Genomic DNA, 25,150 nt, shown 5'->3' on the forward strand with positions numbered 1-25,150 from the left:
CGCTTTTCTGTTTTCTGGTACAGAAAAGGAGCTGCTGCTCCAGTAGATTATTCATCTACTTTTGCAACACCCCCTTTGCCCTTTGGTAACCAATGACATATCTATTGATTAATATCGTACATGAACATTGTTTATCCAGATGAAGTTTTATCTTAAATACTCTTAATTACTACTTTTATGCGCTATTCCATCTACTTGTAATAATGGCTAATCCGCTTTATTACACATTCCTGAACACGGCCGGTTTCATTGCTTTTTTTCAGATAAACCAAATCAACCCACTGTGTCGGGTGGTCATAGTTATCTATAAAAAATCTTTATTCTGTGGTATTCTTTAAAACCGCAGTTATTATAAAATGAAAGAGCCAAGGCACAATTCCTCCTGAGCGTGATTTATACTATCTTCCCTATCAACATCCTATGTGCCTCAAATAAGCTCAAATCCACTCGAAAGCGAATCAACAAGCGTGTTTCACGCTTTAAGTTATTCGGATTGTTCTCTTAAGATACTATTTACCAATCTTTCCAACTCTTTTCTGTTAGGCAGGTATAATTCATATTTAGACACAAACAAATTGCTGTCCATCCCATATGTGGCATATTCTACAAGCAGCTCATCTTTATTTTTACTAAGGATAATTCCAATTGGCGGGTTGTCATCCGGCATATTTTCCTCTATTGCAAAATAGCCCATATACATATTCATTTGTCCAATGTCTTCATGTTGTACGGAATTTTTCTTTAAGTCAATCAATACAAAACACTTCAAGATTCTATGATAAAATACTAAGTCACAATGATATGTTATATTATTAATTGTGAGCGGATACTGCCGTCCAACAAAAGTAAATCCCTTCCCCAACTCCAACAAAAATTTCTGAAGATTATTAATAATACGTGTTTCCAAATCACCTTCCGAATATTGAGCCAACTCTGGCAAATTTAAAAATTCAAGAGTATAAGTACTTTTAATAACATCTTCCGGTCTTTGAATCTCAACGCCATTCTGAGCCAATGCTAAAATACCTTCTTTATCCCGACTAACTGCCAAACGCAGAAAAAGTGCAGATTCCATTTGTCGTCGTAAAGTTCTTACATCCCATTTTTCTTTCACTGTCTCTTTTTCATAAAAACTACGTTCTAACTCGTCATCAATCTTAATTAATTCACATATATGTGACCAGCTCAATTTGTCAGACACTGTCTGACAAATCGGGTAGCACAAATAAAACTTTCTCATATTATTCAGATTCGGCCGACTATAGCCTTTGCCCAGACGCAATGTCAATTCGTGTGACAACATGGTCAGCATCTTGCTGCCATATGCTGCTCTGATTTTACCATCCTGTTCCGACTCTACAATGTATTTTCCAATTGTCCAGTAAGTTTCTGTAATTGTGTGATTGACAGAATAGGAAAGATTCTCCTTTGCATTTATTACAGTCTTTTCAATATCCAAAATCAGTTTTTCAAGCATTGAACTTGTTGTCAGTTTTATATCATTCATAAACTTCCCTCCAATTTGTCTGACAACGTCTGACAAATATATTATTATTGGAATACCATTTTACTTTAAAATAACTTTTGGTATTAGAATATTATTTGTTTTATGCATATATGACAACCGGAATTACACTTACAGCAGGGCCCGAAATCTTTGTTTTTAATTCTGGCCAATCAAACTGTTTAGTATCATTAGCATTAAAGCCCGAATAATGATGGCCCGCACGCATAATATCCCCTTAGTGGAAGTATAACAGCGGCTTCTTTTTACCCATAAATCATTTCACATCCTACTTGCTAAAGTGTACTGTAGATTTAAAGTATTTGAATGCAGCATCACTCTAAAAATAATTTACTGATATAGAACAATTGGATTCTAATTGTGCCACAAACCGTGGCACAATTACTCCAGTCCTTTTTCGATTTCTTCAATGGTCGAAAGACTGCTAACCGTTGTTGTCCATCAACCACATAATACGGTCGATAACTTTTCGAGTCAATCAGCCGAATATCATCAATCCATTTTTTGTACTCAGCCCCGGCAACTGGTTCCAAAGTCAAAACACCTACATAATGATTTTTATTATTAGTCAATCCATTTAAATCATTCCAAAATTCTTTTACTTCTTTAATTTCCCATGCATAGCCACGCTGGTAATCTGGAATCCGGAATAGCCTATCTGTAAATTAACTTAGATACGCTTTTTAACACTAAGTGGATGACTATTATAAAAAGTTATACACCAAATTTAATTTTTATCTTGTAAACCACAATTCCGCATCATTATTACGGTTTCCACATGCACCGTCCCAGGAAACATATCGCACGCCCTAACTTTCCCAACCACATATCCCCCATCCGCCAGATACCTTAAGTCCCGGGCCAGCGTAGCGGAATCACAGCTTACATACACAACCTTCTCCGGCCGCATCTTAAGGATTGTATCCAGACAGACCGTGTCACAGCCTTTCCTGGGCGGGTCTACCACAATCACATCCGCGTGTATCTGGTTCTTTTCATACTGTTCAGGCAGCACTTCCTCTGCCTTCCCAACAAAGAATTCCACATTATCCATTCCATTAAGCGCCGCATTCCTGCGGGCGTCCTCAATGGCCTGGGGTATAATTTCCACTCCATACACTTTTTTAGCCTTCTGCGCTAAGAACAGGGAAATCGTCCCTATCCCGCAATATAAATCCCAAACCGTCTCATTGCCGCTTAAGTCCGCATATTCAAGGGCCGTCCCATATAACTTCTCAGTCTGCACCGGATTAACCTGATAGAAAGACAGTGGGGAAATCTGATACTGCACATCCCCGATATAATCCGTTATATATCCCGGACCATACAGATTAACAACCTCTTTTCCCATAATCACATTTGTCTTTTCCATATTTACACTATAAGAAATGCTGGTCATCCCCTTAACCTGGCACAGTTTTTCCACTAAACATCCCGCCAGTCTGTCTGCCGAGTTATCCGCTAAGCTGTCTGCCCGGCTGTCCCTTAAACCGTCCTCCAGCCTTCCCCCCAGCGTCCTCCCATTTACCACAAGGCACACCATCAGTTCCCCGGTCTTAAACCCTTTCCGGATCAGCACATGCCTCACAATCCCTTTATGTGCATTCTCGTCATAAGGCTCCAGTCCATTTTCCTTCATAAATCCTTTTATGATTCCCAGTATCTCCTGGTTTTCTTCCACACCCAGAAGGCAGTCGTCATTCCCGATAATATCATGGGTCCTTCCGGCATAAAATCCTGCAATAATCTCCCCATCCTTATTCCTTCCAAATGGGAACTGGGCCTTATTGCGGTACCTCCAGGGATTCTCCATTCCCATAATCGGAAGCATTTTAATCTCATCCCGTTTGAACTTCCCTATCCGCATCAGGTTATTCAGCACCTTATTCTCCTTAAACCGCAGCTGCTCTTCGTAGCTCATGGCCTGAAGCTGGCAGCCCCCGCACTGGCGGGACACCGGACAGGGTGGCTCCACACGGCCGGCGGAAGGCTCCAGCACTTCCATAAGCCGTGCAAACCCATAGGATTTCTTCATTTTCATGGCTTTTGCCCGCACCACATCGCCAATGACCGTATCCTTAATAAACCAGATGTAACCATCAAGCTTGCCCACGCCGGCTCCATCCTCATTCATGTCTTCTATTGTCACAGTAAATTCCTGATTTTTTTCCATTTTCAAATTCTCCATTCCCAACTATTATTCGAAATTCCTATACCACTCATAACCTCTACATCATCTACACTCCCTATACTCCTCGCAGTCCCTACACTACCCACCACCCACACCAACCACACCACCCACAATTCCCCATCGCCCCCGCACCCCAACATCAAAAAAAGCTGAAAACCCTCCGCGCACCGATATATCCTTCCGTCCATACCATCTGCCCCATAAGTTTTCAGCCTTTATAAATCATTCCACATTTCATTCCGCGATCCATCCCGCAATCATCACCCAGCCAGCCCCACCAAACCGCGCTTTTTAACCCTCTCCTAATCCCTCAGAATCCATCACACGGATTCCGAAGTCTTCCTGATATTGGTCTCCAGCAGCCGGTTATACCCCAGCCACCCCTTATTATCAGAACCCGGATTACCGGCGTTCAGCGCTTCAATCATGGTTTCCATCTTTGCATCCGTATTGTCGGCAAAGTTCAGTGCCAGGGCTTCCAACAGCGCCGGTTTCTTGGGCGAACCGTACTCCAGCTCCCCGTGATGGGCCAGGATACAGTGTTTCAGTTCCACGGCCAGCACCTCCGGGAATCCCGGAATGGCGCGTATGCCTTTGCTCACCATCTCCGTGCCGATTATGATATGCCCTAGAAGCTGGCCGTCATCCGTATAGTCATTCTCCGGGAAACGTGACAGTTCCTTGGTCTTGCCTATATCATGGAAAATGGCCGCTGTCAGCAGCAGATCCCTGTTAAGCTGCGGATAACAGGATGAATAGTAATCACACATCTTCGTGACACTCAGCGTATGCTCCAGAAGCCCGCCCACAAAACCGTGATGGACGCTCTTGGCAGCGGAGTGGAACTGGAATGCCTTTGCAAATGCCGGACTGTCCACAAAGTAAATGCTTAACAGCTTCTGAAGATATGGATTCTTCACGGTCTCTATGCAGTGAAGCAGCTCCCCGTACATTTCCTTAATATCCTTCTTGGATACCGGCAGATAGTCCGCCTCCACGTATTCACCTTCCTGCGCCCTGCGTATGCGGCGGATATTCATCTGGTTGGAATTCTGGAACAACGTGATGTCCGCTTCCACATGCACATAATCCATGGTCTCAAAATCACCTACGCCAGGTGAACCCAAATCCCATATCTTGGCGTCAATGGTTCCTGTCTTGTCCTGAAGCACCAGATTGCCATATTCCTTTCCATTCTTGGTCATCGCAATCTGCTTGTTTTTGCACAGGTACACATCCGCAATGTGCATGCCTTCCCTGAAGGTGTCGATGTATTTCATCCTTTACTTCCTCATCTTTCTAATATGTTGGCCCATAAACCCTTATTCTGTTTATGGTGCTCATTACAATAACGCAGCCAGGCGTTAAAAACTACCTGGCTCCGATTGTTACCGAAAACTCAATTTCTTTGTACTCATCTTTCCCGCTGCGCAGGACCGCCACCTTGATTTTATCCCCGGAATGGAGTTTTTCTACCAGGTTCTGGAAATCCTTCATGTTCCCCACCTGTTCCCCGTTCATCCAGGTAATGATGTCCCCTGCCTGTATGCCCGCGTTGTAAGCTGGCCCGTCCGTGACGGTAGCAGTAACATATATGCCGTGAGGCATGCCGCTTTCTTCCATGGCCTGGCTCACTTCCTGCCCCTTAATCCCAAAATACGGGGCCGGGATTCCGTTGCTCAGCCGCTCAAGGATTCCCTTGTAGTCTGATATGGCCACCACCGTGGTCATCTTGCAGACCCCGTCCTCGTCATATTTGTCCGTGACCCAGCCAACCAGTTCTCCTGAGATATTCAGTAAAAATGTTCCCGCGCCAGCGTCCCCGTTGGCATCCGTATAGAAAATCCTGGAATTGCCGTCCACGGTCTGCACATTGCGCACGACATAGGAAATGTTGCCGTAATCGCTGGAGTGTACGATTCCCGCCGGAGCGCCCACCGCAATCACGATGTCCCCCTGCTTCACCCCATAGGAATTCCCCAGTTCAATTGCTTCCACCTTCTTGAACTGTTCGCTGTCCATCTTGGCCGCATCCACGCTTACCACGGCCAGCCCTGTAATGGTATCGCTCTGTTTCACGGTTCCGGACATCATGGTGCTGTCCGGGAACGCTACCTCAATGGAGTCCGCGGCTTCAACCGCTTTCTCCGGCGTCAGTATCAGGATTTCAGAGCGTGTCCTGGCAATGATGATGCCGGAAAACTGTCCGGATGTCTCAATGGGGTTGTCAAACCAGTCCTTTTCATGCTGTATGGAATGGACTACCACAAGGCTGTCATCTGCATCCACCGCAATGGTACGCAGGTTACTATATAATTTATTCAGATCGTCTACGGAATAGTTGTACTTCTCGATTGCACTGCGGACCAGTACATCCACCGGTTCCGTCTGGGCGGGAACCTCTGTGGACGGTACCTGTGACACGGTAGCCTGGGTAGTCTCAGGGTTGTCCTTGGGAATGGTAATCTGGCTGCTCTCCTCAGGCGTCTCCTGTCCCAGGAAACGCTCCGCCACCGGGCGGCTGACCACAAAGCAGACGGCTGACAGCACCCCAAACAGCATGGCACAAAAAACAGTCAGAAGGATCTTCCTGGCAATCTGGCGCCGGGACATGGGCTGACGGACGATTTTCTCGTTGATGAACCGGTGGGACTTGTCCGGCTCACGGTCCTGCTGGTTCTTATTCGGATGCTGATCTGCACGTTTATCCGCCATGGTACTCCTCCCTTGCGAAGAATCTTATTCTCTATTATACGTTTCTTCCAGTTATTATGCAAGATTTTATATATGAAAAGATAGTAAAAAAGATAGTAAATATCATTTTTTATGGTATAATTTAAATGTCGCCTTTTGGAAAAAGGCCCTTATTAATCCAGCATTTATACGTAAATCATAGGTGAAATCAATGAATCAGAAAGCATTAAAAACGTTAGAATACGATAAGATAATCAACCAGTTAACTGAATATGCGGCGTCCCCGCTGGGCAAGGAGCTGTGCCGCAGCCTTACCCCTTCCTCTGACCTTGAGGAAATCCGCACATGGCAGGCCCAGACCACGGATGCGGTGACAAGAATCCGTTTCAAGGGTTCCACGTCATTTTCCGGCGTAAGGGATATCGGGGATTCTTTAAAACGTCTGGAGATTGGAAGCTCCCTTGGCATCCATGAACTGCTTGCCATCAGTTCCAACCTTACAGCCGCTGCCAGGGCTAAGGCATATGGCAGACATGAAGCCGAACAGGATACAAGGAGTGGTGCCGCCAACAGAAACACAACAGGCGGCAAGGATGGCGCCGGCAGCAGGAACACAGCCGGCAGGAACACCGGCGCCGGTGCCCCGGACAGCAATGCCCCGGAGGATGATTACGACTCCCTGGAGCCACTATTTGCCGGTCTTGAGCCTTTAACCCCGTTAAACAACGAGATTAAGCGCTGTATCCTCTCCGAAGATGAGATTGCCGATGACGCCAGCCCGGGATTATCCCATGTGCGGCGTTCCATGAAGGTGGCTGCGGACCGTATCCATACGCAGCTGAATTCCATTCTCAATTCTAACCGTTCCTATCTCCAGGACGCGGTCATCACCATGAGGGACGGGCGTTACTGCCTTCCTGTCAAGTCAGAATACAAAAACCAGGTGTCCGGCATGGTCCATGACCAGTCCTCTACCGGCTCCACCCTGTTCATAGAACCCATGGCTATTGTAAAGCTGAACAACGAGATACGCGAACTGGAAATCCAGGAGCAAAAGGAAATCGAGGCTGTCCTTGCGTCCCTGAGCAACCAGGCGGCCCCTTACTGCGGGGAACTCCGGATGAACCAGGAACTGCTGGCGCAGCTGGATTTTATCTTTGCAAAAGCCGGGCTGGCACGCCATTACAAGTGCAGCGCGCCTGTGTTCAATGACAGGGGATATATCCACATCAAGGACGGACGCCATCCCCTCCTAAACCCGCAGACAGCGGTGCCCATCAACATATGGCTGGGCAGGGACTTCGACCTGCTGATTGTGACAGGCCCCAATACGGGCGGCAAGACCGTATCCCTGAAAACAGTGGGACTCTTCACCCTCATGGGCCAGGCAGGTCTTCATATCCCGGCCTGGGAAGGCTCGGAGCTGGCGGTATTTGACGAGGTATTTGCAGATATCGGCGATGAGCAGAGCATTGAGCAGAGCCTCAGCACCTTCTCCGCCCATATGACCAACACGGTCCATATTTTAAATGAAGCGGATCCCCGTTCCCTCTGTCTGTTTGATGAGCTGGGAGCCGGGACAGACCCCACGGAAGGCGCGGCCCTGGCCATCGCCATCCTTACCTTCCTGCACAACATGAAGTGCCGCACCATGGCCACCACCCACTACAGCGAGCTGAAGGTATTTGCACTGACCACGCCCGGTGTGGAGAATGCATGCTGTGAATTCAGCGTGGAGACGCTGCAGCCCACCTACCGGCTGTTAATCGGTGTTCCCGGCAAGAGCAACGCCTTTGCCATTTCCAGCAAGCTGGGGCTTCCCGACTATATCATCGATGAAGCCAGGAACCATCTGGAAGCCAAGGACGTGTCCTTTGAGGACCTGCTGACCAGCCTGGAATCAAGCCGCCTTACCATTGAAAAGGAACAGGCTGAAATCAATGCCTATAAAGATGAGATTGCCAAGCTTAAATCCAGGCTTACCCAGAAAGAAGAACGGCTGGATGAGCGCAAGGACAAGGTCATCCGCAACGCCACCGAGGAAGCCCAGAGGATTCTCAGGGAAGCCAAGGAGACAGCGGACCAGACCATCAAGCAGATTAATAAACTGACGGCAGGCGCAGGCATCAACAAGGAACTGGAAGAACAGCGCTCCAGGCTGCGGGACCAGCTCAAGAAGACGGACGATAAACTGGCGGTAAAGGCCAAGGGGCCAAGCCAGCCCATCTCCCCGAAGAAGTTAAAGATTGGCGACGGCGTGAAGGTATTGTCCATGAACTTAAAGGGCACGGTCAGCACCCTGCCCAATGCAAAAGGCGACCTCTACGTCCAGATGGGTATCCTCCGGTCCCTGGTAAACATACGGGACCTGGAACTTCTGAATGAGAAAGACATAAACGCCACCTTAGGCGACGGCTCCTCCATCAGCTACGGAGGCAAGTCCCCTGCCAAAGGCAAGGGCAGCGGCAGCAGCCAGATCAAGGTCTCCAAATCCGCCACCATCTCAACCGAGGTGAACCTGATTGGGATGACCGTGGACGAGGCCCTTCCCGTGATGGAAAAGTACCTGGATGACGCCTATCTGGCCCATCTGCCAAGTGTGCGGGTGGTTCACGGACGGGGTACCGGCGCCCTTAAGAACGCGGTGCACAAACGTCTGCGCCAGTTAAAATACGTAAAGGAATTCCGCCTGGGCCAGTTTGGCGAAGGCGATTCAGGTGTGACCGTTGTCACGTTCAAATAATTACCGGCCCACACAGACTAACAACAGCTATAGGAGGAATGGAACATGGCAGAGAAGCAGAGAATCCTGATAGTGGATGATGATGCAAATATTGCAGAATTAATCTCCCTCTACCTGATGAAAGAGTGTTATGAAACAATGATTGTAGGCGACGGCGAGGAAGCGCTCAGGGTATTCCCTGAGTTCAAGCCCAACCTGGTACTCTTAGACCTGATGCTGCCCGGCATGGATGGATATCAGGTCTGCCGGGAACTGCGCTCCGGCTCCCAGGTACCCGTCATCATGCTTTCAGCCAAGGGCGAGATATTCGATAAGGTCCTTGGCCTGGAACTGGGCGCTGACGACTATATGATCAAGCCCTTTGACTCCAAGGAGCTGGTTGCCCGCGTAAAGGCAGTGCTGCGCCGCTACCAGGCAGCGCCCGCACCCGCGCCATCCAGCACACAGCAGGGTGAGTACGTGGAATATCCTGATTTAATCGTAAACCTGACCAATTATTCGGTCATCTACAACGGACACTCCGTGGAAATGCCGCCAAAGGAACTGGAACTCCTTTATTTCCTGGCATCTTCCCCCAACCAGGTATTCACCAGGGAACAGCTTTTAGACCATATCTGGGGCTATGAGTACATCGGCGATACCCGCACCGTGGACGTACATATCAAACGTCTCCGTGAAAAGATTAAAGACCACACCAACTGGGCCATCACCACAGTATGGGGGATTGGCTACAAATTCGAAGTAAAGAGGTAAGATGATGACCCGTTCCTTATATTCCAAATTCATACTGGGATACCTGATATTTGGACTTCTGGGTTTCATCACCATTGCCACATTTTCCTCGAAAATGACCCGTGACTATCTGGTCAGATACCAGGCGGATGCCATGTACGATGAAGCCAATATCATAGCATCCTCCTGCAGCACCATGTACCAGGGCAAACGCATGGATTCCGAGGAGGTCACCTCCCAGATACGTGCCCTTTCCAAGTACCTGAGGGCTGAGATATGGGTGGTCAACCGCCAGGGCACCATTGTCATGGACAGCCAGGGCGGATCAAGGGTCCAGACAGACATCAGCAATTTCGATCCTGCGGCCATGGGGAACCGTTCCTATACCACAGGCAGGTTTTACGGGATGTTTAATGAAAATGTCCTCAGCGTTTCCGCACCCATTACCGGGAATTACAATACCTACGGCTATGTTCTGATCCATCTTCCATTAAGCCAGATCACCCAGTCCCAGAATGATATCCTGAACATACTTTATATCACGTCCGCCATTGTATTTGCCCTCTCGTTAATCATCCTCCTGGTATTTACCCAGACCGTTTACCTGCCCCTGCGCAAGATTACCGTTGGAGCCAACGAATACGCAGCCGGCAACCTGGAGTACAGGATTAATGTTAAAACCCACGACGAGGTGGGTTACCTGGCCGATACGCTGAACTATATGTCGGACGAGCTGAACAAGATGGAGGAGTATCAAAAAAACTTCATCGCCAATGTATCCCACGATTTCCGGTCGCCCCTGACCTCCATCAAGGGATATCTGGAAGCCATCCTGGACGGCACCATACCTGAGGATATGTACGAAAAATACCTGTCCAGGGTCATCTCCGAGACAAAGCGGCTCCACAAACTGACGGAAAGCATGCTCACCCTCAACTCCCTGGACGCCAAGGGATACCTGTCCAGGACGAATTTTGATATCAACCGGGTCATCAAGGACACGGCTGCTTCCTTTGAAGGCACATGTGATGCCAAGAACATCAGCTTTGACCTGACATTCTCAGACAGCATCCAGATGGTTTACGCGGACCTTGGCAAAATCCAGCAGGTCCTGTACAACCTGATTGATAATGCCATCAAGTTCAGCCACCACAACTCCACCATCTACATCCAGGCATCGGGACGGTATGAGAAGATATTTGTCTCAGTCAAGGATACGGGAATCGGGATTCCCAAAGACAGCCAGAAAAAAATCTGGGAACGTTTTTATAAGACAGACCTTTCCAGGGGCAAGGATAAAAAGGGGACCGGGCTTGGCCTTTCCATTGTAAAAGAAATCGTCCAGTCCCATGGGGAGAATATCGATGTGGTCAGTACGGAAGGCGTTGGGACGGAATTCATTTTCTCCCTTCCCCGTTCCACAAACCTTTAAAATATCGTAAGACATTTCCTTCCATATTGTGCTATAGTTATAATTAGGAATATGTATTAGGAATAAGAAGTATTTAATAAAAAGAAAGGACAGGAAAGATATGATTACATGGAAAAAAGCAGCCAGCGCGCTCCTGATTGCATCCCTGCTTTCCTCATCAATGGCACCAATGGCCATGGCGGCAAGCAAAACAAAGGTCGGCAAGATCAGCCTTACCATTGACTCCGATATACGGACCGGACGGGAAGGAGGGGACGTTGAGGTAACCCCCACCGGAGATAATACGGACCGCTACTATGTAGACTCCTGGGAAGTGACCAATGATGACGGGGATTCCTGGTCCAGGTCCAATCCGCCTGAGGTTGATATCATCCTTGGTGTGGAGGATGAAGAGGAATATTATTTTGCAAGCACTTCGTCCAGCAGCTTCAAGCTGACCCTTGGTTCCTCCAGCAAATACCGTTTTGACAAGATTAAGTTCGTGGACGCAAAGCGCAAGGACAGCAATTCAACCCTTATCCTGACCATCCAGCTTGTATTTGACAAGGATGCGGACACCAGTTCGGCAACAGCGCCGTCCGGTCTTAACTGGGATGACGCCCGCAACGGAATCGGGTCCTGGAATCCGGTTTCGTCTTCCAAGTACTATCAGGTCCAGCTGGTAAAGGATGACTCTGCCACAGGTGACATTAAGGATATCTACGATACTTCCTATAACTTTGCGGACCAGATTACAACTCCCGGAACCTACCGCTTCAAGGTGCGCTCGGTCAAATCCAGCAACAGCGCCAAGAGCAGTTGGACCACATCCGGTTCCTGGGCGGTCAATGAAGCTGACATCATCGCCATGGGCAATACCCCTCAGGCTTCGGTTCCTGACGGCGGCAGCTGGCAGCTGGCGGCTGACGGCATCAGATGGTGGTGGCGCAATGCTGACGGCTCCTGCCCCACCTCAGCCTGGAAGGATATCAACGGCCAGTGGTACTACTTTGACGCCGAGGGATATATGGCAACCGGATGGATTGAGCTTGACGGCAAGTCCTATTATCTTGATCCTGCCACCGGCGCCATGTACGCCAATACGCGGACACCTGATAACTGCTGGGTGGATGCATCCGGAGCATGGGTGCCCGGAGCATAAGCACAGGCTGCATTAGTCATCGGGACTGTCTGGCATCAACGGTATTTATGTATAATTATTAAAAAGCTCTGTCATCAACTGGTATTTACTGATTACCAGCCAATGACAGAGCTTTTATGATTATCCTTTAACAGAGGCAGCCTTCCCTACAGCAACAGCCTGGCCGCCCCATAGATTCCGGCATCATTGCCCAGTGTCGCCAGGCCCAGCTTGGCTTTATATTTGGAAATGGGGGTAAAATGGTCATAGTGCTTCTGTACAACGTCAATCAGGAACTGTCCTGCCTTGGAAACTCCGCCGCCAATCACAAATATCTCCGGATCCACGGTCATGACCACCATGGACAGGGCCAGACCCAGGTAGCGTCCCACCACGTCCATTACCTCCAGGGCCAGTTCATCCCCGTCCTTGGCAGCGTCCAGCACGTTCTTCGCTGTCACCGACTCACCGTATTGCCTCAGGGCAGACGGCTTATCACTGGCAGCCATCTTCCTCCTTGCCTCCCTGGCAATACCGGTAGCGGAACAGATTTGCTCCACACATCCCACTCCGCCGCAGTTGCAGTGCTCCCACTCCTCGTCGCGCACGTGGATATGGCCAATCTCCCCGCCCAGTCCGTGTCTTCCTGCAACGATTTTCTCATCCATGATCACACCGCCGCCAACGCCGGTTCCCAGGGTCACCATTACCAGGTCTTTATAGCCCTTGCCTCCGCCCTGCCACATCTCTCCAAGGGCAGCCACATTGGCGTCATTGCCGCTCTTCACAGGAATCCCGTCCAGCAGACGGCTAAGTTCCACCTGGGGATTCAGGCCATGCCATCCCAGGTTGACACATACCTCCACGTATCCGTCGGGAAGCACCGGTCCCGGCACACCTAAACCGACACCTGCCAGGTCCTTTTTAAGGTCAAGGCCCTTTGCCGCCATCTTCTCCCTGATGGAGTCCGCCACATCCGGCAGGATATGGCTGCCGCCTTCTTCCTTACGGGTTTTTACTTCCCACTTGTCAAGCAGTTCTCCGGTCACTTCAAACAGCCCAATCTTTACAGATGTGCCTCCAACGTCAACTCCGATACATTTCATCCCCATGGTATATACTTCCTTTCCATTCATATTTATACTGCTATTGCAGCTTGATTTCCATCATCATCTGCGGTCCCATCACAAGAAGTGTTCCAGGGAACCTGCCTGCCGAAACCTTATTGACCGTGAAATCGAATGTCCCATTATATTTCTCCGTCCCTGTCATATTAAATACCTTACAGGAACTATCATTATACAATAACACCAGGCCTCCGTCTATATCAAATCCAGTGTACTGGTAATTAAACGTCCTCTCAAACACAAGGGCGCCTTCTTTGTCATATATCTTCAGGCTGTATGGGTCCTGCCCTTCCACATTATCCGTCACAAGACCTATATGGTCTTCTGTATACGCAATGCTGCGGATTTCCTCGGTTATGGGAATCTGGTTCACGGACTCCGGCGAAGTTTCCACCCTGGTGGAGAAAAGCTGGATGCCCTTATCCGTAAATATAGCGGCATGGCTTTCATCCAGGAACCTGACCCTTCCCGCCATGGCATCATTCAGGTCCTGGGGGAAGAAAATCCCCACCACCCTCCTGGGGTCATTTTTACCCAGTCCGAAATTGTAGAAAACAATCTTGCACTTGATGATTCCCTGGTCCAGATACATGTAGGAGGTAATTAACTGGGTACCATTGGGGGACAGGCTTAAGTCCACCGGATACCCGTCCCCGGAAAGCAGGGACTTTACATTGATATCAAGGGCGCTTCCATCCTTTTTATAAAAGTAAATGTAACTGGCCTTGGAGTCCTCCTGCAAAGCGGCTACCATACCCTTGGCCGACACCGTCACACGCAGGATCGGCAGGAGCGTGGTGGCCTTTCCCACGGGTCCGCCCTTATTACATATGTAAATGCTGTTGCCCTGCTGGTCCCCGATTGCAGCGTACTCGCCGTTAATGGAAACCATGGGCGTCTTCATCTCATAGCTCTGTACCCAGACCACCTTTCCCTGGGCATCCAGATAAGAGGCCCCGTCCTTGGTGTACTTAAGCACACCGTCCCCAAAATCCATATACCCGCAGAAGCTTCCCTCCCCCTGGACAGCTGCCTCCTGGGCTTCACTGATCAGATTTTTCTCCCATATGACCTGATAATCCGTAAACTGGTGATAACGGTCATACCTGAGCAGCACTAAGGCCACCACAGCCGCAAGAATAACCAGTACCAGAAATATGGTCAGCCGCTTCCTCACCACCCGCTTATGGGCTTTATGGACAATATCCCGGCTGTCTTCTTCCTCCTGATACTGGTTATTCGAAGGGACAATCTGACGCTTCAGCTGCTTCTTTTTATTTTCACGGCTCATTGAATTGGTACTGCCCATCTTACGTTCTCCCAACAATCCTCTTTTGCATCTATGCAATAGTATACAACAATTCTGGGTAAAACGCATTAATTTTTTCCGGAAGCCGGACTTTCTTCTACGGTACAAGGAGCTTCTGTCCTGCGAAGATGCTGTTCTCGTCTGTCAGTGCATTGACCCGGCAGATTTCATCAATATGCTTCAGGTTATGATACAGCTTAAAACAGATGCCATACAATGTCTCGCCGTCTTCCACCGTATAAACGCTGTAGTTAACCGCCGAAACAGTCTCCGCTGACGCATCTGCGCGGGCGCCGGTGGCTGGGGGCGCTGTCTCTTCCTTGGACGATGAGGCTGTTTCCCTAGATGCCTTGGCGGTCCCTTCACCAGTGGGTGACGAGGCAGTCTGGGCTTTGGACGGGGCCGTTGTCTGGGCTTCGGATGAGGCCGTTGTCTGGGCTTCGGACGGGGCGGTTGTCTGGCCCGTGGGCTGGCTGGCCTGTGTTGTGGATTGGCCTGCTGACTGCCCTGCCTGGCCTGCTGACTGCCCTGCCTGGCCCGCTGACTGCCCCGTCTGGCCCGCTGACTGCCCCGTCTGGCCTGCCGCAGCTGCCTCCCCTTCGCCCTCATGACGCGCGCTGCTCTCAGCAGGCGGCATGGTTTCCGGCGTTACCGGGGAGGATTGTTCTTTATTATTTTCAGCTGCCGGTGCCGTAGTAGGATAAACCTTGCCCGCTGCTTCTTCAATCACATAGTCCGGCTCGTCCACGGATGACCAGCCTTTGCCGGAGGAATTTTCCGTTTTACCGGAACCTTTTCCGGCGGATGCAAGGAGGCCCTGCTTTACGCTTCCTTCCGGCATCACGGAGGCGATGACGCTTTCCATCTGATGCATTTTCTGATAGTTGTTGAACATGGCGACCCCGCCGGCCAGGACCGTGACAGCAAGTACGCTGCAAATCCCGGACAGGACGCCCACCGTGCTTCTGTGGCGTCCGGCTTCATTTTTACGCTCGTCCATGCGCTGCTTAAAATCACGTATGACTTTATCGTCAACCTCCGCCTCTGCCCTGGGCACGTCCTTGCGCAGGATCATATAATCCTGCATCATCTGGTTGCGCTCATAGTAGACACTGTATCCCCTCAGCTTATAAAATCCATCTGAGGATGTTATGTAAACTGCCTCTTCCCCTTCCAGGCCGCAGTTGAGATACATCAGCTGGTTCTTGCCTGTAAAGTACTGGCTATGCTGTTTCCAATATGTCAGCGGGCTTAAGGTACAGCCCGGACCGCCGCACAGGAACCATCCCTGCACCGTGCGTTTGGGGAACATCTGCTCCACATCCTGATATGCCTTTTTCCAGGCATCCTCGGAAAATACCACCTTTTCGCCTTCCGCGGTAACAGAATCCATTTCCAGGGCGCCATCCACGAATACATAGGGCGTGTCCTCATGGGTCTCCCTGCTTCCAAGGAGCAGACCCACACGCAGATCAGCCCCCTTGGCCGGCTGGAGGCGTCTTAAGTACGTATTTACATAATCTTCTAAATATAATTTTAAAACCTGGTCCCGTTCCCCAATCTGCCGAATATTTTTCGGCAGCTTTGGAAAGGGTTCATATAATTCTCCCATAGAATCACCCCGCTGTCTTTAATCTGTACAAGCATAGCAGATTCCATGTGCAGATTCTGTCATATTATGGCGGCATTATCCCATAATCGTTCGACAAGACAGATTCCTTCGCAGATGCAGTCCGCCATCTTCATGACAATGGACAGGCGGACGCTCTGAAGCATGACCGGGTCGCGGCTGCCTGCCCCGCCTACAATCCCTGTGATGGAAATGTCCCCCACCGCCTCCAGGTTCTTGGATACCCCAAGCCCGGGCTGCAGCGCCCCGCGCCCCAAGGTGGCATATCCTACATGGTCCGGACTGCCCACCGAGGCATCGATGGCCACCACCACGTAATCCGGGTAGTGAAGCTTTATATACCTGGCGTAAAGGTCCAGGTTCATGGCATGTACCGGCTTATCCAGGGTACCGATGACCGCCGCCCCGGCCAGCCGTCTGCCCCGCAGCTTATGCCCTATGAGCGGACCCAGGCTGTCCCCGGTCGATCGGTCCGTGCCAATACACAGGAACATGACCCCGTCCTTACCGGTAGCCGTCATTTCCTCACAGATTAGACGGTTCAGGTGCAGTGCGAACTGTTCTGTCTCAAATTCTGACTGTGTATTATAATAGGCAATGCCTTCCCGTTTTTGTATGTTAAATGTCTTCCATAATCTCATATCCAAGTTGTCCACCCGAAATTTATTAAAATGTCAGGCCTTACCGTGCAAATTGGTATTCATTGGCTGATAAGGGCTGTTTTTATAGTATAGGCTTGGGCTTTTGAAATTATGCATGAAAAAGGGACACACGGATTGACAGTATCCGCGTGCCCGCCTGGAAAATGCTGCTATGACAGCAGATAAACAGCCTGCTGTGGTATGCCCCGTTTTTGTGTTCATAAACAGAAAAAGAATCCTGAAAGATTCGGCGGGGTACGCTGTCCGTCAGCCGTGCGTCCCACTTCCCCAATGGGATATCCCTGTCCTCCGGCCAGGCAGCGTACAAAAATAATCAAACACTCCCTGATGTCCCGGAATCTTTATCTTCCGACAAAAATTCCTCATATTCTCTCGTAAACCGCTGGATTTTATGCGTCACCACCTGGAGGTGCTGCTGCATCTGCGCAATACGTCCTTCGACCTCACGTTTATGCTCAATCAGCATTTCACATCTCTCCTTCAGTGTCTCAGGTCCTTGGTAGCACAGATTGACAAAGTCGCGGATCTGCTTTATGGACATATCTGTGTTTTTCAGGCAGGTGATTAATCCCAGCCACTCCAGGTCCCCATCCGTATAATACCGGATTCCGCTTTCTGTCCGCTTGACGTTGGGCAGCAGCCCTTCCTTTTCATAATACCGAAGGGTATTTGGGCTAAGGTGTGTTTTTTCAGCTACATATTTAATCGTATATCCCATAGAAAGAACCTCCAATATATTTTAGGTAACGTTAAGTAACGAAGTAACACAAAACAGGATAATCATACCATGATAAGTGTAACACTAAAATCGTCAATCACGAATTTAATTGGTGAAACACGAATTTAATATTACATTTTACGGAGGTAACGCAAAAAAAAGCTTGACTTAGCGTTAACGCTAAGGTTTATGATTATCATACAGCACAATTCAATCATATGTCAAGAAACAGAACAGGAGGAAAGAGAATGAAATCATTAACTGATTGCTACAGGCTGTCCAATGGGGTGGAAATTCCCTGTATTGGCTTCGGTACATGGCAGACTCCCGACGGGGATGTCTGCGTATCATCGGTGAAAGCCGCCATCGAGGCAGGCTACCGCCACATCGATACCGCCGAAATGTACGAGAACGAGGACAGCGTGGGCAAAGCCATAAAGGAGAGCGGCATCGACCGGAAGGAGCTTTTCATCACCTCGAAGTTGAGCAACCAGGCCCACGGCTACGAAAAGACCATGGAGGCATTTGAGGGCACCATGGAAAAACTGGGTCTTGATTACCTTGACATGTTCCTGATTCACTGGCCGAACCCCATTGCCTTCCGTGACCATTGGCAGGAGGCTAATGCAGGCAGCTGGAAAGCATTCGAGGAACTGTACAAAGCCGGCCGGATCCGCGCCATCGGAATCAGCAATTTCCGGCAGCATCACATTGAAGCCCTGATGGAAACCGCCACCATCCCCCCAATGGTGAACCAGATGAAACTTTGCCCAGGAGAAACGCAGGAGGAGGTTGTGGACTACTGCCGCTCCAAGGGCATGTTGCTGGAAGCCTACAGCCCCCTTGGCATCGGACAGATTTTCCAGGTGCCCGAGATGCAGGAGCTAGCAGACAAATACGGGCGTTCCATCGCACAGATCTGCATCCGCTGGAGCCTGCAAAGAGGGTACCTGCCGCTTCCTAAGTCAGTCACCCCTTCCCGGATCCAGGAGAACGCCAGGGTCTTCGACTTTGAGCTGGAGGAAGCAGATGTCCGGCTGATTGCCGGTTTGAAGGGATGCGTCGGCTTTGCCGCTGACCCGGATACAAGGACATTTTAACGGATTGGGAAGATACACGGTTGTGCATTGTGCATGGATATAATGCGGGACAGATACACACATCATTTCAGCGGGGACACATAAAAGACCATCGGTCCCTCTCAAAAGAAATGCCGTAACAGAAGAAAAGCAGGGCATTTACAACATACGTAAAAATCAGGGAGGACCTCATAAACAGGAGATCCATCCCTGATTTTATTCATCAGCTGTAAAGCTTCTCTTTGTACACTCCGGCGTCAATCAGCGCCCTGACAGCATCCACCACGGCCTGTTTGTCCTCTTTATAGGTGACCCCGAACCACTTGTCCGGGGTGCCAAGGACCGTGACCCTTGCACGCTTTGACTGTACCAGGTTGTCGATGATCCTGGGAAGAAGATATTCTGATTTAACATCCCCCTCCTTCAGGTTATCCAGGAACGCAGGGAAGCCTGCTTCTAACTCATCCAGGAATCCGGCCGGGATGCCCCACATGTTCATGGAAACCGGCTGGTCCGGGCTGACCGTGACAGGATTACCCTGCTCGTCGGTTGCCAAAAGTCCCTCATCGGTCATCCTGATATTATAAGTTTCATTGACCGTCTTAAGGATACCGTCATCATCCACCTGGCATACGCCCCTGGTAACAGCGCCATTGTCGCTCAGGGTATTGGAAAGCACGAATCCGCCCATGCACAGGTCATATACGTCTGAATCCCCGTCCATGACATTGACCATGTAATCGTGTATCTTCTTAAAGCCTTCCCTGCCATAATAGTCATCTGCATTGATGACCAGGAAGGGACCATTCACCATTCCTTTTACCATAAGGACGGCCTGTCCTGTTCCCCATGGTTTTGTACGGCCGGGCGTTACCTCATAGCCAGCCGGAAGGGCGTCCAGTTCCTGATAGGCGTATTCCACAGGCAGAAGCTTTTCTATCCTGTTGCCGATAACTTCCTTAAAATCCTTCTCAAGGTCTTTCCTGATAATAAAGATAACTTTGTTAAAACCTGCTTCCATGGCGTCATGGATGGAATAATCCATGATAATCTCCCCACCTGGTCCCACTGGTTCCAGCTGCTTGATTCCTCCTCCAAAGCGGCTTCCGATTCCGGCCGCCATGATTACCAGCGCAGTCTCTCTCATAGTACTTTTTCTCCTTTGATATGAACTGGTTACATAATAGCACAATCGGGAGAAAAAGGCAAAATTTTATATTGGAAATTCTTTCTCATATTCTTTATCCGCTTCCGGGTAATCAAGCCTCATATGTGTCCCGCGGCTTTCTTTCCTGTTCCACGCCGCCTCCACCATCAGACGGATGGACTTTACAATCTGAAACGCCTGTGTATCCTTCTTTATCTCCTGCTGGGACAGCATTTCATCCAAACGCGCCCTGGCCTGCAAAAGCTCCTCTCCCCTGCGGTAGATTCCCAGGGCTTTGACTGCAATTGCCTTTGCCTCAGGGACATATCTTCCGTATACGCCTGCATCCTCCTTATATTCCGCCGGAAGGTCATGGACCGGTTCAGGCTGGCAGGCCTTTAAACCTGCAATGGCCTGGGCACAGAGAAGTCCTGACAAGGTGGCCTGGCTGGCTGCATTGCCCGCGCACCTGCATGCCCCATGTACGCCGCCGCAGGCCTCCCCCACCGCATAGAATCCGGCTACGGTGGACTCATAATTTTCATCCACCATGATTCCTCCTGAGAAACTATGGGCCATAGGACCAACCTCCACCAGTTCCTGATTGGGGTCCACCCCATTATCCATCAGGCGGTTGAAGAACCAGGGATAGGCTTTTAACACATTCCTGTCAATATGCCGTAAATCCACCCACGCGCCGCCATGGGGCGTTCCCCGGCCTGCGTCAACCTCTTTCCATATCTGCTTATTAATCAGTGTCTTAGGAGAACCGCCTTCTCCCTGAGGCCTCACTTTTAACATGAAGCGCTCCCCCTCTGAATTGAGAAGGTATGCTCCTTCACCCAGCATGGCGGTGGGGCAGGGTTCTCCCACTGCGCCGGGTGGGCTCATTACAACCATCGGTTCATATTCCAGGAATTCAATATCAACCAGTTCTGCTCCGGCTTCCTTTGCAATGGCAAGGGTATTGCCCTTGATGTCCCCAGGGTATGTGGAAACCCCAAACAGGTTTCCTACCCCGCCCCAGCCAGCCACCACAACAGGCGCATGGATATTTTCGATTCCGCCTTCCGGATTTTTTACCGTGATTCCGCAGACATGTCCATCCTCCGTCAGGACATGAAGGCATTCATATCCCATGTGGATGGGAATCCCATTTTCTTCCAGTCCATCCACCAGCTTCTTTACGATCTCAACGCCAATCAGTTCAGTGGTACAGCACAGGGACCTTGGATATGTATGGCCCGAGAGATGCCTCAGTTTTGTAGTCCCATCCTCATTTTTTGCAAATTCCACACCCCAGCGGCAGAGGAGATTGTATCCCTCCATGGTGCTGGCCGTCATGTCCCTGACCAGCGTCCTGTTATTAATCCCATATCCTGCATGAATCATATCATCATTATACTGCCCGATGGTATCCCCGTAAGGATTGTCCGGCAGGACGAAATTAATTGCTGCAATATATGGTGTTCCGCCATATGCAGTGGTGTAAATACCGATATCCTTTACACCCAGTTCACTGAGCCTTGCTGCTGTTGCCAGGGAAGCAAGCCCCATGCCTACAATGATAACATCATGTTTTTTTGCCATATATTCCTCCGATTAGTGTACCGGCACGGTGGAATGCCATCGTGCCAGTGCCTAGGGCGTGTCTGGTCCTAAGGGGGTACCTCTGGTGGATTCCTTAGGGCAGCTGCCGGAAAGTAATTTTCAAACACGCCCTAACTCATTACAGGTATCTTCATAATGATTTTGGTAAAAGAATGGGGTTCATCCGTATGGGATACAGGCTTATGCCCGTCATGGGGAAATGCAATGTAGAACATCCCCTTGTCCACCCGGATATGGTTCCCGGTATCCCCTAGAAGCCTCTCCGCATCCTTATCCTTATCATATGGGACCACGGTCTTTAAATCCGCCACATCCGCCCATGCCAGTTCCTCGCAGCCCTCGGCCATGATCTGGACATCAATATATCTGCGGTGCGCCTCAAAGGTCCCCTCATCCATGGGTCTCGTATCGCCCATCTGCACGTTAAAGAAACCGCCGTCAAACTTATATTTGCCCGGCTCCAGCTTCTGCATCGCCTTGACCGCCTCCATTCCTGCCCTGAGGGCGGGAATCATGGGCGTATAAAATAATATGTTCTCTGTTTTGTCAATAACCATGTGCCTGTCCTCTAGAGCGTGTTTGAAAATTGCTTTCCGTCAGCTGTGCGTCACACTTTGTGGGAGATTTGGTCCCGATGAAGGAGGCGTAGTGGGCTACGCTGACTGAATTGGGACCAAATATACCGCGAAGTGGGGCGTGCAGATGACGGGAATGAATTTTCAAACATGCTCTAATTCATGTAGCTTCCGCCGTTTACGTTGATTGTTTCCCCGTTTATGAATCCCGCCATGTCCGAGGCCAGGAAAACAGCCACATCGGCTACATTTCCCGTGGTTCCAAGAACCCCCAGGGGGATTTTCTTTACCACATTCCTGCGGTACTCCTCCGTCCACTGCAGTGACATATCCGTTTCAATGGGGCCTGGGCAAATGCCGTTTACACGGATATGGTACGGCCCCATCTCATAGGCCAGCTTCTGGGTCATGGAATTGACCGCCGCCTTGCTGGCCCCATAGCATATGGAGGCATTGGCATGGGCGGTCTTACTGGCCGTGGATGAGATATTGATGACGGTTCCCGACTGTTTCTCCACCATGTGGGGGAGCACGGCCTTACAGCAGTAGAATACGCCGTCCAGGTTGATCCCCATCATCCTGTGCCACTCCTCCTCTGTCAGTTCCAGAAAAGGAATGCGGCTGTTCACGCCTGCATTATTCACCAATATATCGATTTTCCCAAATGCTTCCATACAGACGCCAGCCAGTCTGGCAGCCGTGCCGCTGTCAGAGATATCCCCCCTGACAACACGGCATTTTACTCCCAGGGCTTCTGCCTCTGCCTTCACGCACCTTAACTTTTCTTCATCATTGCCGTTAATCACCACGTCAGCGCCGTTTGCCGCCAGTGCAAGGGCAATTGCCCTGCCGATTCCCTTACTGGAACCGGTGACAATAGCAGATTTTCCTTTTAACATATCCTTCATCCCCATCATGCCACGACTTTACTTTCTTCTCTGTCCTTACTGTAGAATTTCCGTTTCTTTGCTGAACAGATGACAAAGAATGCAACTGCCACCGCGATTCCTATGATATCAGTGATTGTCTCAGGAAGGATGATCAGGATTGCGGATGCCAGCAGGATTCCCCTCTCTATCCTATTTAAGGGTACCAGGAAGAATCCGGCCATTCCGGATGCCAGCAGGTATGTTCCAAGGAACAGGATCAGGGTTCCCTTGACAATCTCAAGAGGCGTTCCTACCAGGAGGATGGACGGGTCGTATATGAAAATGAACGGTACGAGGAACGCCACCAATGCGTACGCAAAACCCGTCAGCCCCGTCTTCATGGAATCCGCCCCCGCTATACCTGCCGCAGTGAAGGACGCCACGCACACAGGCGGTGTGATCTGAGCCATGATACCAAAATAGAATACAAACATATTTGCCTGCAAAGGCTGGATGTTAAGGCCAATCAGGGTTGGCACGAACAGGACATTTGCCACCAGATAAGCCGCCACCGTAGGAAGCGCCATTCCTAAAAGCATGCATCCCAGCATTGTAATCAAAAGTGCAATAATCAAATAGCTGGATCCCACATTGGCTATAAGCTTGGATACCTTGGTTGCCAGGCCGGACTGGATGACAACGCCGATGATGATTCCGCATGCAGCTGTGGGCACGGCAATTTCAGAAGCCTGCTTCACTCCCTGAAGAGCGGTTTCCCCCAGTTTCTTAAGGCTGACACAGTACTTTCCGCCTAAAACAAATTTGCTCACGACATTGATGATAAGGCAGGTGAAGATACCCATCATGCCGCTCCGCATCAGGGATGCGCCGGATATCATGTAGTAAACCAGCACAATGGCGGGAATGATCTGATACAGTCTTGGCAGTATCTTCTCGGTCTGGATTGCCTCTGCCTTCTGTGCCCCGTCAATCATGCTCTTTTTATCAGCCATGAATGTAACCAGAAGGAACACGGACATAAAATAGGCAATGGCAGGAATCAAGGCTGCAAATGCAATGGTCTTATATGGAACCCCCAGCATTTCCGCCATGATGAACGCGCCCACGCCCATAATCGGGGGCATGATCTGTCCGCCGGTGGATGCAACCGCTTCAATGGCCCCTGCCTGGTGTGGTTCATAGCCAATCTTCTTCATCATGGGAATTGTCATGACACCGGTGGTTGCCACGTTGGCAACGGCGCTTCCTGAAATCATTCCCATAAGGCCGGAGGAGATGACGGCTGCCTTTGCAGGACCGCCGGCGCCGTTCTTGGACACCTTCATGCCCAGGTCAATGAGAAGCTGTCCGCCTCCGCATTCGGAAAAGAATACGCCGAAAAGCATGAAGTAAAACAGGCTGCTGGCCGATGTATACAGCGGGGTCCCATAGATACCGCTGGAACCCATGGTCATCAGTTCCGTGAACTGCTGCATATTGGTCCCTTTAAACCGGAAGATGGATGGAAAATATTTCCCGAACCAGAAGTATACAATGAAGAACAGGATGAATCCGAACAGAATGGTTCCCAGTGTCCTTCTGACTGCCTCCAGAAGTATGATGATACATACCACCATGGCAATCTTATCAATCATTGTAACAGGTGATACATACTGCACGCGGGAAGTAAGACGTGCAGTATTGGCAATCACATAGTACAGGACAAAGGCTATGCCTGCATAAACCGGTATATCCAAAGCCTTCATCCACGGCTTCCCTGACTTCTTGTCAGCCGGGTTGTTGAGGAATACAATGAGCAGCGCAAACATCAGGTGCACCGGGCTTTGCAGCATGGGATGCAGCGGGGACACCAGCGCCAGATATAACTGAAACAGGATCCAGACCGTACCGACTGCAATATAGGCCATTTTCTTGGGTGGTATTTTTACTCTTTCCATTATTTGCCCCTTTCTGTCAGACAAATGT

The 25,150-nt window shown here is 49.9% G+C and carries 20 protein-coding genes and 2 pseudogenes; 6 read left to right on the top strand and 16 right to left on the bottom strand.

Going from position 1 to position 25,150, the window contains the following annotated elements; translation table 11 throughout:
- Positions 1 to 484: 484 nt before the first annotated feature.
- The 5 genes from LK536_RS46195 to LK536_RS46215 all read right to left on the bottom strand — a co-directional run bounded on the left by LK536_RS46195 (position 485) and on the right by LK536_RS46215 (position 6,431).
- Positions 485 to 1,507 carry a PDDEXK nuclease domain-containing protein gene (locus tag LK536_RS46195; protein ID WP_120054918.1) on the bottom strand — a complete coding sequence of 341 codons (1,023 nt, stop codon included), beginning with the start codon at positions 1,505 to 1,507 and terminating at the stop codon, positions 485 to 487.
- 332 nt (positions 1,508 to 1,839) lie between these two features.
- On the bottom strand, positions 1,840 to 2,169 hold the full coding sequence (locus tag LK536_RS46200; protein WP_227795737.1) for a DUF262 domain-containing protein: 330 nt from the start codon (positions 2,167 to 2,169) through the stop codon (positions 1,840 to 1,842).
- An 83-nt stretch (positions 2,170 to 2,252) separates the two neighbouring features.
- Positions 2,253 to 3,698: a 23S rRNA (uracil(1939)-C(5))-methyltransferase RlmD gene (gene rlmD / locus LK536_RS46205; RefSeq protein WP_227795723.1), complete on the bottom strand. Its 1,446-nt coding sequence runs from the start codon at positions 3,696 to 3,698 to the stop codon at positions 2,253 to 2,255.
- Positions 3,699 to 4,036: 338 nt separating this feature from the next.
- Positions 4,037 to 4,996: a 3'-5' exoribonuclease YhaM family protein gene (locus LK536_RS46210; protein ID WP_008720249.1), complete on the bottom strand. Its 960-nt coding sequence runs from the start codon at positions 4,994 to 4,996 to the stop codon at positions 4,037 to 4,039.
- Positions 4,997 to 5,087: 91 nt separating this feature from the next.
- Entirely contained in the window at positions 5,088 to 6,431 is a 1,344-nt protein-coding gene (locus LK536_RS46215) for a S1C family serine protease (protein WP_008720250.1), read from the bottom strand.
- 190 nt (positions 6,432 to 6,621) lie between these two features.
- On the opposite strand from LK536_RS46215, the gene LK536_RS46220 reads away from it, so the two are divergent.
- From LK536_RS46220 to LK536_RS46235, 4 genes are all read left to right on the top strand, one after another.
- Entirely contained in the window at positions 6,622 to 9,153 is a 2,532-nt protein-coding gene (locus tag LK536_RS46220; protein WP_227795722.1) for an endonuclease MutS2, read from the top strand.
- 45 nt (positions 9,154 to 9,198) lie between these two features.
- Positions 9,199 to 9,906, top strand: coding sequence for a response regulator (locus LK536_RS46225; protein ID WP_008720252.1), 708 nt, complete (start codon positions 9,199 to 9,201; stop codon positions 9,904 to 9,906).
- Positions 9,907 to 9,910: 4 nt separating this feature from the next.
- Entirely contained in the window at positions 9,911 to 11,317 is a 1,407-nt protein-coding gene (locus LK536_RS46230; protein ID WP_008720253.1) for a sensor histidine kinase, read from the top strand.
- Positions 11,318 to 11,417: 100 nt separating this feature from the next.
- Positions 11,418 to 12,458, top strand: coding sequence for a hypothetical protein (locus tag LK536_RS46235; RefSeq protein ID WP_227795721.1), 1,041 nt, complete (start codon positions 11,418 to 11,420; stop codon positions 12,456 to 12,458).
- Between the two features lie 146 nt (positions 12,459 to 12,604).
- Here LK536_RS46235 and LK536_RS46240 read toward each other — a convergent pair whose 3' ends face one another.
- The 5 genes from LK536_RS46240 to LK536_RS46260 all read right to left on the bottom strand — a co-directional run bounded on the left by LK536_RS46240 (position 12,605) and on the right by LK536_RS46260 (position 17,883).
- Positions 12,605 to 13,549: an ROK family glucokinase gene (locus LK536_RS46240; protein WP_008720255.1), complete on the bottom strand. Its 945-nt coding sequence runs from the start codon at positions 13,547 to 13,549 to the stop codon at positions 12,605 to 12,607.
- Positions 13,550 to 13,583: 34 nt separating this feature from the next.
- Positions 13,584 to 14,873 carry a DUF5711 family protein gene (locus tag LK536_RS46245; protein ID WP_025485259.1) on the bottom strand — a complete coding sequence of 430 codons (1,290 nt, stop codon included), beginning with the start codon at positions 14,871 to 14,873 and terminating at the stop codon, positions 13,584 to 13,586.
- Positions 14,874 to 14,970: 97 nt separating this feature from the next.
- Positions 14,971 to 16,485: a LysM peptidoglycan-binding domain-containing protein gene (locus LK536_RS46250; RefSeq protein ID WP_227795720.1), complete on the bottom strand. Its 1,515-nt coding sequence runs from the start codon at positions 16,483 to 16,485 to the stop codon at positions 14,971 to 14,973.
- Positions 16,486 to 16,544: 59 nt separating this feature from the next.
- Positions 16,545 to 17,144 (bottom strand): spore protease YyaC, encoded by a 600-nt coding sequence (yyaC, locus tag LK536_RS46255; RefSeq protein ID WP_008720258.1) that lies wholly within the window; start codon positions 17,142 to 17,144, stop codon positions 16,545 to 16,547.
- A 334-nt stretch (positions 17,145 to 17,478) separates the two neighbouring features.
- On the bottom strand, positions 17,479 to 17,883 hold the full coding sequence (locus LK536_RS46260; protein ID WP_008720261.1) for a MerR family transcriptional regulator: 405 nt from the start codon (positions 17,881 to 17,883) through the stop codon (positions 17,479 to 17,481).
- Between the two features lie 248 nt (positions 17,884 to 18,131).
- Between LK536_RS46260 and LK536_RS46265 the strand changes: the two genes are divergently transcribed.
- Entirely contained in the window at positions 18,132 to 18,983 is an 852-nt protein-coding gene (locus LK536_RS46265; protein WP_227795719.1) for an aldo/keto reductase, read from the top strand.
- A 202-nt stretch (positions 18,984 to 19,185) separates the two neighbouring features.
- Here the strand turns inward: LK536_RS46265 and LK536_RS46270 are convergent, their stop codons facing one another.
- The 4 genes and pseudogenes from LK536_RS46270 to LK536_RS46285 form a co-directional block, all read right to left on the bottom strand.
- Entirely contained in the window at positions 19,186 to 20,109 is a 924-nt protein-coding gene (locus tag LK536_RS46270; RefSeq protein WP_008720264.1) for a sugar phosphate nucleotidyltransferase, read from the bottom strand.
- Positions 20,110 to 20,175: 66 nt separating this feature from the next.
- A complete protein-coding gene (locus LK536_RS46275) occupies positions 20,176 to 21,699 on the bottom strand; it encodes an FAD-binding protein (protein ID WP_025485253.1) in 1,524 nt (507 codons plus the stop codon).
- A 131-nt stretch (positions 21,700 to 21,830) separates the two neighbouring features.
- Positions 21,831 to 22,277: a NanQ anomerase/TabA/YiaL family protein gene (locus tag LK536_RS46280; protein ID WP_008720268.1), complete on the bottom strand. Its 447-nt coding sequence runs from the start codon at positions 22,275 to 22,277 to the stop codon at positions 21,831 to 21,833.
- Positions 22,267 to 22,383 (bottom strand): annotated as a pseudogene (locus LK536_RS46285) (DUF6783 domain-containing protein); the annotation flags it as partial. The gene LK536_RS46280 and the pseudogene LK536_RS46285, both read right to left, overlap by 11 nt.
- Here LK536_RS46285 and LK536_RS46290 point away from each other — a divergent pair.
- A pseudogene (locus tag LK536_RS46290) lies at positions 22,360 to 22,482 on the top strand (DUF6783 domain-containing protein); the annotation flags it as partial. The pseudogenes LK536_RS46285 and LK536_RS46290 overlap by 24 nt on opposite strands.
- Here the strand turns inward: LK536_RS46290 and LK536_RS46295 are convergent.
- Positions 22,451 to 23,194 (bottom strand): SDR family NAD(P)-dependent oxidoreductase, encoded by a 744-nt coding sequence (locus LK536_RS46295; protein WP_008720270.1) that lies wholly within the window; start codon positions 23,192 to 23,194, stop codon positions 22,451 to 22,453. The pseudogene LK536_RS46290 and the gene LK536_RS46295 sit on opposite strands and share 32 nt — an antisense overlap.
- Before the next feature lie 14 nt (positions 23,195 to 23,208).
- Positions 23,209 to 25,122, bottom strand: coding sequence for a TRAP transporter permease (locus LK536_RS46300; RefSeq protein ID WP_008720272.1), 1,914 nt, complete (start codon positions 25,120 to 25,122; stop codon positions 23,209 to 23,211).
- Positions 25,123 to 25,150 lie beyond the last annotated feature (28 nt).

This window comes from Clostridium pacaense (assembly GCF_020709765.2).
In the GTDB taxonomy this organism is placed as follows: Bacteria; Bacillota; Clostridia; order Lachnospirales; family Lachnospiraceae; genus Enterocloster; species Enterocloster hominis.

Bases quoted from the DNA above. Each gene is read 5' to 3' on its own strand.
- LK536_RS46195 (WP_120054918.1), bottom strand. From the start codon at position 1,507: ATGAATGATATAAAACTGACAACAAGTTCAATGCTTGAAAAACTGATT.
- LK536_RS46235 (WP_227795721.1), top strand. From the start codon at position 11,418: ATGATTACATGGAAAAAAGCAGCCAGCGCGCTCCTGATTGCATCCCTG.
- LK536_RS46295 (WP_008720270.1), bottom strand. From the start codon at position 23,194: ATGTTAAAAGGAAAATCTGCTATTGTCACCGGTTCCAGTAAGGGAATC.
- LK536_RS46210 (WP_008720249.1), bottom strand. From the start codon at position 4,996: ATGAAATACATCGACACCTTCAGGGAAGGCATGCACATTGCGGATGTG.
- LK536_RS46245 (WP_025485259.1), bottom strand. From the start codon at position 14,873: ATGGGCAGTACCAATTCAATGAGCCGTGAAAATAAAAAGAAGCAGCTG.
- rlmD (WP_227795723.1), bottom strand. From the start codon at position 3,698: ATGGAAAAAAATCAGGAATTTACTGTGACAATAGAAGACATGAATGAG.
- LK536_RS46215 (WP_008720250.1), bottom strand. From the start codon at position 6,431: ATGGCGGATAAACGTGCAGATCAGCATCCGAATAAGAACCAGCAGGAC.
- LK536_RS46280 (WP_008720268.1), bottom strand. From the start codon at position 22,277: ATGGTTATTGACAAAACAGAGAACATATTATTTTATACGCCCATGATT.
- LK536_RS46275 (WP_025485253.1), bottom strand. From the start codon at position 21,699: ATGGCAAAAAAACATGATGTTATCATTGTAGGCATGGGGCTTGCTTCC.
- yyaC (WP_008720258.1), bottom strand. From the start codon at position 17,144: ATGAGATTATGGAAGACATTTAACATACAAAAACGGGAAGGCATTGCC.
- LK536_RS46270 (WP_008720264.1), bottom strand. From the start codon at position 20,109: ATGAGAGAGACTGCGCTGGTAATCATGGCGGCCGGAATCGGAAGCCGC.
- LK536_RS46260 (WP_008720261.1), bottom strand. From the start codon at position 17,883: ATGGGATATACGATTAAATATGTAGCTGAAAAAACACACCTTAGCCCA.
- LK536_RS46230 (WP_008720253.1), top strand. From the start codon at position 9,911: ATGACCCGTTCCTTATATTCCAAATTCATACTGGGATACCTGATATTT.
- LK536_RS46250 (WP_227795720.1), bottom strand. From the start codon at position 16,485: ATGGGAGAATTATATGAACCCTTTCCAAAGCTGCCGAAAAATATTCGG.
- LK536_RS46240 (WP_008720255.1), bottom strand. From the start codon at position 13,549: ATGGGGATGAAATGTATCGGAGTTGACGTTGGAGGCACATCTGTAAAG.
- LK536_RS46220 (WP_227795722.1), top strand. From the start codon at position 6,622: ATGAATCAGAAAGCATTAAAAACGTTAGAATACGATAAGATAATCAAC.
- LK536_RS46300 (WP_008720272.1), bottom strand. From the start codon at position 25,122: ATGGAAAGAGTAAAAATACCACCCAAGAAAATGGCCTATATTGCAGTC.
- LK536_RS46225 (WP_008720252.1), top strand. From the start codon at position 9,199: ATGGCAGAGAAGCAGAGAATCCTGATAGTGGATGATGATGCAAATATT.
- LK536_RS46265 (WP_227795719.1), top strand. From the start codon at position 18,132: ATGAAATCATTAACTGATTGCTACAGGCTGTCCAATGGGGTGGAAATT.